This window comes from Phocaeicola intestinalis, assembly GCF_014837065.1.
Classification (GTDB): domain Bacteria; phylum Bacteroidota; class Bacteroidia; order Bacteroidales; family Bacteroidaceae; genus Phocaeicola; species Phocaeicola intestinalis.
In genome coordinates this window covers 1-6,202 of the sequence record NZ_JACSPP010000099.1, presented here as the reverse complement: position 1 = coordinate 6,202, position 6,202 = coordinate 1, and the positions used below count along the sequence as shown (strand labels likewise).

The following is a 6,202-nucleotide window of genomic DNA, read 5'->3' as shown; positions in this document are numbered from 1 at the left end:
TCAGAAAGGAGAAATGGGACAATCTCAAAGCGGAGCTTCAAGCCAGGCAGGAGCTGTAAATATAGAGCGGAGTAAAAATACCTATAAAATGCGATAGGTGACAATTAGTAAAAGTGTTACCTTTGCAGAAAAAATATCAAAATTATGGTCAAAAGATTTATTTATACAGCATGTGCATTCAATAATATCGAAATGAAAACCCTGTTTTTGCTTCTGATGACAAGTCTTATGCTTTTTTCGTGTGAAAGCAAGGATGGAGATTGGGATCCTATGATTTGGAAAAGTAATGATGTAAGTAAGATAAATAAAAACAAAAGCAATATAGAAGTTTCACAAGCAGGCAAAAGTTATGTCTTCACATGCGAGAATTATAAGTACTTTTGGGTATATGCCATTCTAGAAAATGGGAAACAAATGGGAAACGACCAACAATTCATAGATTCCCAAAAATATGAAGATAGCTGTATATCCATCAGTATCGAAGAAAATAGAATGAATGTAACTGTTTTTCCCAATGAAGGATATCAAATCCGAAATATTTCAATAGGAGTAACTGCTGGAGATATTTTTGACTCTTTCATCTTTAAACAAAGAGGAAAGGAGAATTAATATACTCAGTCGAGACAATAAAAATTCTATTTTTATAATTCAGGGCAGAAGATACATTTCCTTAAAATGTGTTTTCTGCCCTGTTGGAATAGGTATGCTTCAAAACAATTCTTACATTCATTTTCATTAGGAAACTGCTCTATGTGAAAACCCGAAGCGTTAGCATACAACATTCCGTGAGTTTCATCACCTTGTCTTATAAAACCATATATCAATCGCCCAATTAGAATTATAATATGCTATAACCTCGCAAGCGGGCGTATTCCAAATGATTTTTAAGATCTGAGATAAAAAGGAGAGAAGTAAAAAAGTTACTTCTCTCCTTTTTATAATTCTGTATTTACTTTTATTTTCCCGAAAGTCTTTTGTTCATCACGCACACGGCATAACTCCCGGTATGCCTTTTCCTTGTAGGCTTGCAGTTCCTTGATTTCGTTACGTAACAGGTTGTTTTCTTTTTGGATGAGTTGAAGTTCCTTTCCTTGTTCTTCAGCCCTGCTTTCAGCCTTAGCTTTTTCTTCGGCAGCATTGGCAATGATTTCAGGAGCCGGAAGCTGCTTAGCGGTTTGTTCCCGGACTGCCTGTAATAGCTGGTGCATCGCCTCTGTCCCCTCGTTTAGCTGTTCCATGACCTTGACTGAACTTTCCAGCCTGTTGGTTATGCGCTCCAATGGAGAGAGGTCAAACGCTTCTCCACGTATATCAAACCCTGTACGCAAGAAATAGTCGATTGCCAGTTCTACAAAATCTTTGCGTGTGAGAGCAAAACCTTGTATATATTCGTCCAGCTTTTTGGCGTATTCTTGACTTATTGCTATGGTCGTTAGAGGTGTTTTCCTCTTTTGTCTGCTTTCTTGTTCTTTGTTCATTGATGTAAAATGCTATATCTTGTTGCAAAGATGGTTATTTGTCTTGATATTGCAATTTATAATGATTATTATTGCATTTTATTGCAATTATATCAAAATAAATCACTCTGTTATTAGCTGGAAATCGTGGTAAACACCCCCTGTTCTTCCGCAGGCTTCCGGGCATGGCTCTGTAAATATCACCGTTACGAATGTTGCCCCGAAAAATTCTTCTATCTCTGTTATTATAGCCCGTAAATCTCTGCCGTAGCCGTTGATTTCGGCTGGTACGATAATTCTATCTCCTGTTTTCATGATTATTTTCTTTGTCTTTCAATTTTCCTTTGAGTGCATTGATAATATACCCTTTTGGGTTTTTCTTCTCCCTTGACTTCCCTTTGAGTATGGAAAGCTCCAGCATTATATCAAGTTCCTTTTGTGCAGCCCTAAAAAGGTCTATGTTGTTCCGTATCTCTTGGTCGGTAAATAACAAGTCCTGTTTAAGGTAGTTCCGTACGAGCCTATCCAAATCCCATCCTAAGCAGACCTGTTTCTGCAGGTCATGCTTTTCAAGTTCTTCGTCCCGATGTTCGGGTTGGTATTTGGGGTACAATTTCAAGGCATGGAATGTCCGTCCATCTTTCAAAATCTTGTATTCAAAAGAGTATGGGCTTTTGGCGTCCAGTTCCTCTTTAGCTGGCACCACTATCCGCTTGATAAAATCAGGATTTCGCTTGTATTTGTTCTGTACGCCGAACATGATTTTTAAGTCCTCTATCGTATAAACCAATGGTCTTTCTTGTCCGCTCATAAGTTCATAGAACCGCATCGAGTATTGGCTCGTAAACTCCATTGCTGTTTTGAGCTCGTATTTCCTGAATCCCTTTGAGAAGTTGAGAACGGCATTATACACTTCCGGTTGGATCTCAAATCTAACCCAGCCTCTCTTGTAGTTGAACTGAGGCTTCTCGATAATTCCGATTACTTTCCATACTTGCCCATCGTCAAACTCAAATGACTTGTTTCTGAGGTCTAACAAGGCTTTTTTGACACGGGTGTAGTTCTCATCATCATCATTTGCTAAAAACGCAGAAATAGGCATTAAAACAACCCTATCATCATACAGATTCTTCTCGATTCGCAGTCCTGGATATAACTTTTTCCCTTCAAGTTCGCACTGCATCGCTTCTACAAGGCGGTACAAAATGCGTTTTTCGTAAACCGAAAAATCGTATTTTGATACAGTCATTAAATAGCTCTGTATCACATCTTTATTTGTAATTTTTACAGCCATACACAGTTGATTTTTAAGACGACATTATGAATGTTATGCAAAGATAGGTATTAAAAACGACATATAAAAATATATGTCGTCAAAAACATTCAAAAAGTCGTTTTTAGAAAGCAAAATAACATTCAAAAAGTCGTTTATAACATTCAAAAAGTCGTTTTTAGAGTTTTTATATTCTTCGTAATTGATTGATATATAGTTAGTTGCAAAGCTTTTTTTGAAAGTTGATAAGCATACAATAAGCAATGCTTTAAAACAAGTCATAGTTTTTTAGCGAAATGGTTGATTTTCAGGCGCAAAAACAGGGAAAAACTAGTTTTTGAATGTTCGAGAAAGCAAAAGCAAGAGCCAGCGCAGCGTTTTTTAGGAACGACTTTTCCGGCGTGTTAAAAAATGTGATTTATTGTTTTTATTTGTTTTTTAAGCCGCTAAAATAGGTGTAAATTCGGCGAATTTAACCGCCAATTTTTGTTTTTTTAGGTGTAAATTCATATCTTTGCAAGAAAAAAATATGATAGGACGTTTGATAAAAGATTCTATTTTAGCCGATTACAATAGGAAAAAAGTAATCGTTCTATTAGGTGCAAGGCAAGTTGGTAAGACTACATTACTTTCTACATTGTGGAACGGTGCAGACCGTGTATTATCTTTGAATTGCGACAATTATGATGATGCAATGCTTTTAGAAAACAGGACTTCAACCGAATTAAAACACCTATTGTCACCATATGAGCTTGTGTTTGTGGATGAAGTGCAACGAGTAAAGAACATTGGATTGACATTGAAAATGATTGCAGATCTAAAGCTGGATACGCAAGTAGTAGTTACTGGTTCTTCATCGCTTAGTATGGCGGATGAAATAAATGAGCCAGCAACAGGGCGTTTAATAGAATACAATCTTTATCCTTTTTCTTTGCCGGAGCTGGCAAGCATTAGCTCAGAAAGAGAAGAACATAGGCTGTTAGAAAACCGTATGATATATGGGTTGTACCCGGAAGTGGTAACGGAACCGGGAGATGCAAAGCGCACGTTAATGTCACTGACCAACAATTATCTTTATAAGGACTTGTTCGCATACAAAGGTATCAAGAAGCCTGAACTCATTCAAAAATTAGTAAGGGCGTTAGCTTTGCAATTAGGCAGCGAGGTTTCCTATAATGAGTTAAGCAATCTATTGGGGGTCGATAAGAGTACGGTTGAAAATTATATCAACTTGCTGGAGAAATGCTTTGTCGTGTTTCGGCTGGATTCATTTAGCCGGAATCTGCGGAATGAAATCAAGAAAGGAAAGAAAATCTACTTTTATGACAACGGGGTAAGAAATGCCGTCCTTTCCAACTTTGCTCCGTTGGAGTTAAGAAACGATGTAGGGGCTTTGTGGGAAAACCTTATGGTCAGTGAGAGGGTTAAACGCAATTCATATTCGGGTAACTTCGCACAGCTTTTCTTTTGGCGTACTCATGAACAACAGGAAATAGACTTAATCGAGGAACAGGACGGTGTTCTGCATACCTTTGAATTCAAATGGAACGGCAAGGCAAGGAATAGCCAACCGAGAGTATTTGCCAATTCTTATCCAACTTCGACTTATGAGGTTATCACGCCGGATAATTATTGGTCGTTTGTGAAATAGACCTTGTTGGGCATGGGATTTTTCCGAAAGTATGAGTTTGATTACCTACGGAATCCCATGCCCTTGTCAAGTCCTAAAGCCTTTTGCACCTTTTGCCATAGCTGTTTGAAGAACTCTTTGAAGTGAAAATCGTTCAGCCAAATGGTCGTGTTGCCAGCCTTGCTTTTGGCTATGTCTATTTTCACGTCCTTGACCTGGTGCTTTTTCCTGCGTTCCCGGTCGTACAGGAATCCTGAATAGGTTATCTCTTTTCCTGTGAGCAGGAGCCGGATATCGTTGTCTCCGACACCCATTTCCCGGAGTTCCTCGATGTTTTCTTTGGCGTTTTCCATACAGGGGAACAAGGAGGTTATCGGTTTCAGTCTTTCTTCTCCGGTTCTGACTGCCCTGCGTGTGGCTTCCCTTTCCATTTCGGCTTGGGCGTTTGCTGTACGCAGTTTGCTTTGGAGGTTTTGGCTTTTCATTTCTAGTTCGTAGATCTCCCTTTTCAGTTCTGCTATCTTCTGTTCCTGACGTTTGACCTTTCCAGAATAGAAAAGACTGGCTGTCGCATCTATGACGGTCGTTCCGGCTTTCAGCAAGGCTGTTCCCGTGTCGGCTGCCGCCCCTTTCAGCTTTTCAACCTTTACTTCAGCGGCTGCTTCTTTGAGCTTCTTTTGGGTGTCCTCCAGCTTTTCTCCTGCCTGTTTCACTTTTTCTTCTATGGAGTTGCGCTTATTCTCCATCTGGCGGCATTCTTTTTCGATTTGCGCCGCTTTCTCCGCTTCGACCATGTTCTTGTACTGGATGGCGGAAAGGTGCTTACGGTCGGAAGAAATGCCCCTTTCCATGCCAAGGCATTCCGCCAGTATGGTCTGCATTTCCGCCATGTCCTGCTTGTTCAGCTTCCGGGTCCTCCCCGTTTCCCCGTCCGTCCAGTCGAAAATCATGTGCGCATGGTAGTTCGGCTTCCATGTTTCCGCGTTCCCGTCCCAAACGCTGGCTCCTTCGTCCTTGTGCGTGTAGATTTGGAACGTGTGTATTCCGAAGCGCTCCTCCAACCTCCCGGCAAAGTCCTGAAGCTGCCGGAGTGTCGTGCCGTCCTCGATCACGACCACTCCCTCCCGGATGGGTGTCGCCTTCTTCTGCATGGACTGCCCGGTGTGCTGCCTGTACTTTTCCCTTATGTCCTCCAGCACGTCCGCAATCCTCATTTCCGACCATTGCTCGTTGCGGTGGGAGAGTTCCGGACGTATGTAGTCGAGTTCCTTGCTGCGGAGGTTGTGCCGTTCCGCGCTGCCGATGTTGCAGGGTCTTACGTTGATGCTTGTCTTTGCCATAACCTTTCTCTTTTCGTTGGTGGATATTCCGATTGCATCGCCATCGGGCTTGCCGATGGCGGATGGGGTCGAGGGGTGTCCCCTCGCACACGACCCTTTAGGGTCATAGTGTGCTATAACCTAGCAAGCAAAGTTAAACCATTCGGGTGAAATTTCCAAAATCATAGGGAAAAATATCATCGTCAGCCGGAAAGACCGGAGCAACACCAAGAAGTTAAGACCTAAAACCAACCATACCAGGAAGAAGAACTGCGGCTACGTGAAAAGAGGTTTTGACCGGACGGATTTTTTCCGGAAGTGTGAAAGCTATTTTGATCTGCGTATGTGGTTTGACCGGGAGCTGGAGGAAAGCTTCGACTACCTTAACGCCGTCAAGAAGGGCAACCTGGCAGAAATTACCCGACAGGTGGAGCGTGCGCAGCGCATCAGAAAGGAGAAATGGGACAATCTCAAAGCGGAGCTTCAAGCCAGGCAGGAGCTGTAAATATAGAGCGGAGTAAAA

Annotated in this window: 7 protein-coding genes; 3 read left to right on the top strand and 4 right to left on the bottom strand. The window is 41.6% G+C overall.

Annotation, left to right across the window (positions count from 1 at the left end; genetic code table 11):
• Positions 1–144 precede the first annotated feature (144 nt).
• The gene (locus H9625_RS16825) at positions 145–609 is read left to right on the top strand and encodes a hypothetical protein (RefSeq protein WP_191765469.1); all 465 of its coding nucleotides are present in this window, start codon (positions 145–147) and stop codon (positions 607–609) included.
• 326 nt (positions 610–935) lie between these two features.
• Here the strand turns inward: H9625_RS16825 and H9625_RS16820 are convergent, their stop codons facing one another.
• From H9625_RS16820 to H9625_RS16810, 3 genes are all read right to left on the bottom strand, one after another.
• Positions 936–1,478, bottom strand: a complete 543-nt coding sequence (locus H9625_RS16820) for a BfmA/BtgA family mobilization protein (protein WP_191765467.1) — start codon at positions 1,476–1,478, stop codon at positions 936–938.
• A 102-nt stretch (positions 1,479–1,580) separates the two neighbouring features.
• On the bottom strand, positions 1,581–1,772 hold the full coding sequence (locus H9625_RS16815; RefSeq protein ID WP_191765466.1) for a hypothetical protein: 192 nt from the start codon (positions 1,770–1,772) through the stop codon (positions 1,581–1,583).
• On the bottom strand, positions 1,756–2,751 hold the full coding sequence (locus H9625_RS16810; protein ID WP_191765464.1) for a replication initiation protein: 996 nt from the start codon (positions 2,749–2,751) through the stop codon (positions 1,756–1,758). The genes H9625_RS16815 and H9625_RS16810 overlap by 17 nt, the downstream gene beginning before the upstream one ends.
• Positions 2,752–3,259: 508 nt before the next feature.
• Here H9625_RS16810 and H9625_RS16805 point away from each other — a divergent pair.
• A complete protein-coding gene (locus tag H9625_RS16805) occupies positions 3,260–4,381 on the top strand; it encodes an ATP-binding protein (protein WP_191765462.1) in 1,122 nt (373 codons plus the stop codon).
• Positions 4,382–4,422: 41 nt separating this feature from the next.
• Here the strand turns inward: H9625_RS16805 and H9625_RS16800 are convergent, their stop codons facing one another.
• Positions 4,423–5,700: a hypothetical protein gene (locus H9625_RS16800; RefSeq protein WP_191765460.1), complete on the bottom strand. Its 1,278-nt coding sequence runs from the start codon at positions 5,698–5,700 to the stop codon at positions 4,423–4,425.
• 151 nt (positions 5,701–5,851) lie between these two features.
• Between H9625_RS16800 and H9625_RS16795 the strand changes: the two genes are divergently transcribed.
• Positions 5,852–6,184, top strand: coding sequence for a DUF5712 family protein (locus H9625_RS16795; RefSeq protein ID WP_317173131.1), 333 nt, complete (start codon positions 5,852–5,854; stop codon positions 6,182–6,184).
• The last annotated feature ends 18 nt before the right edge of the window (positions 6,185–6,202 follow it).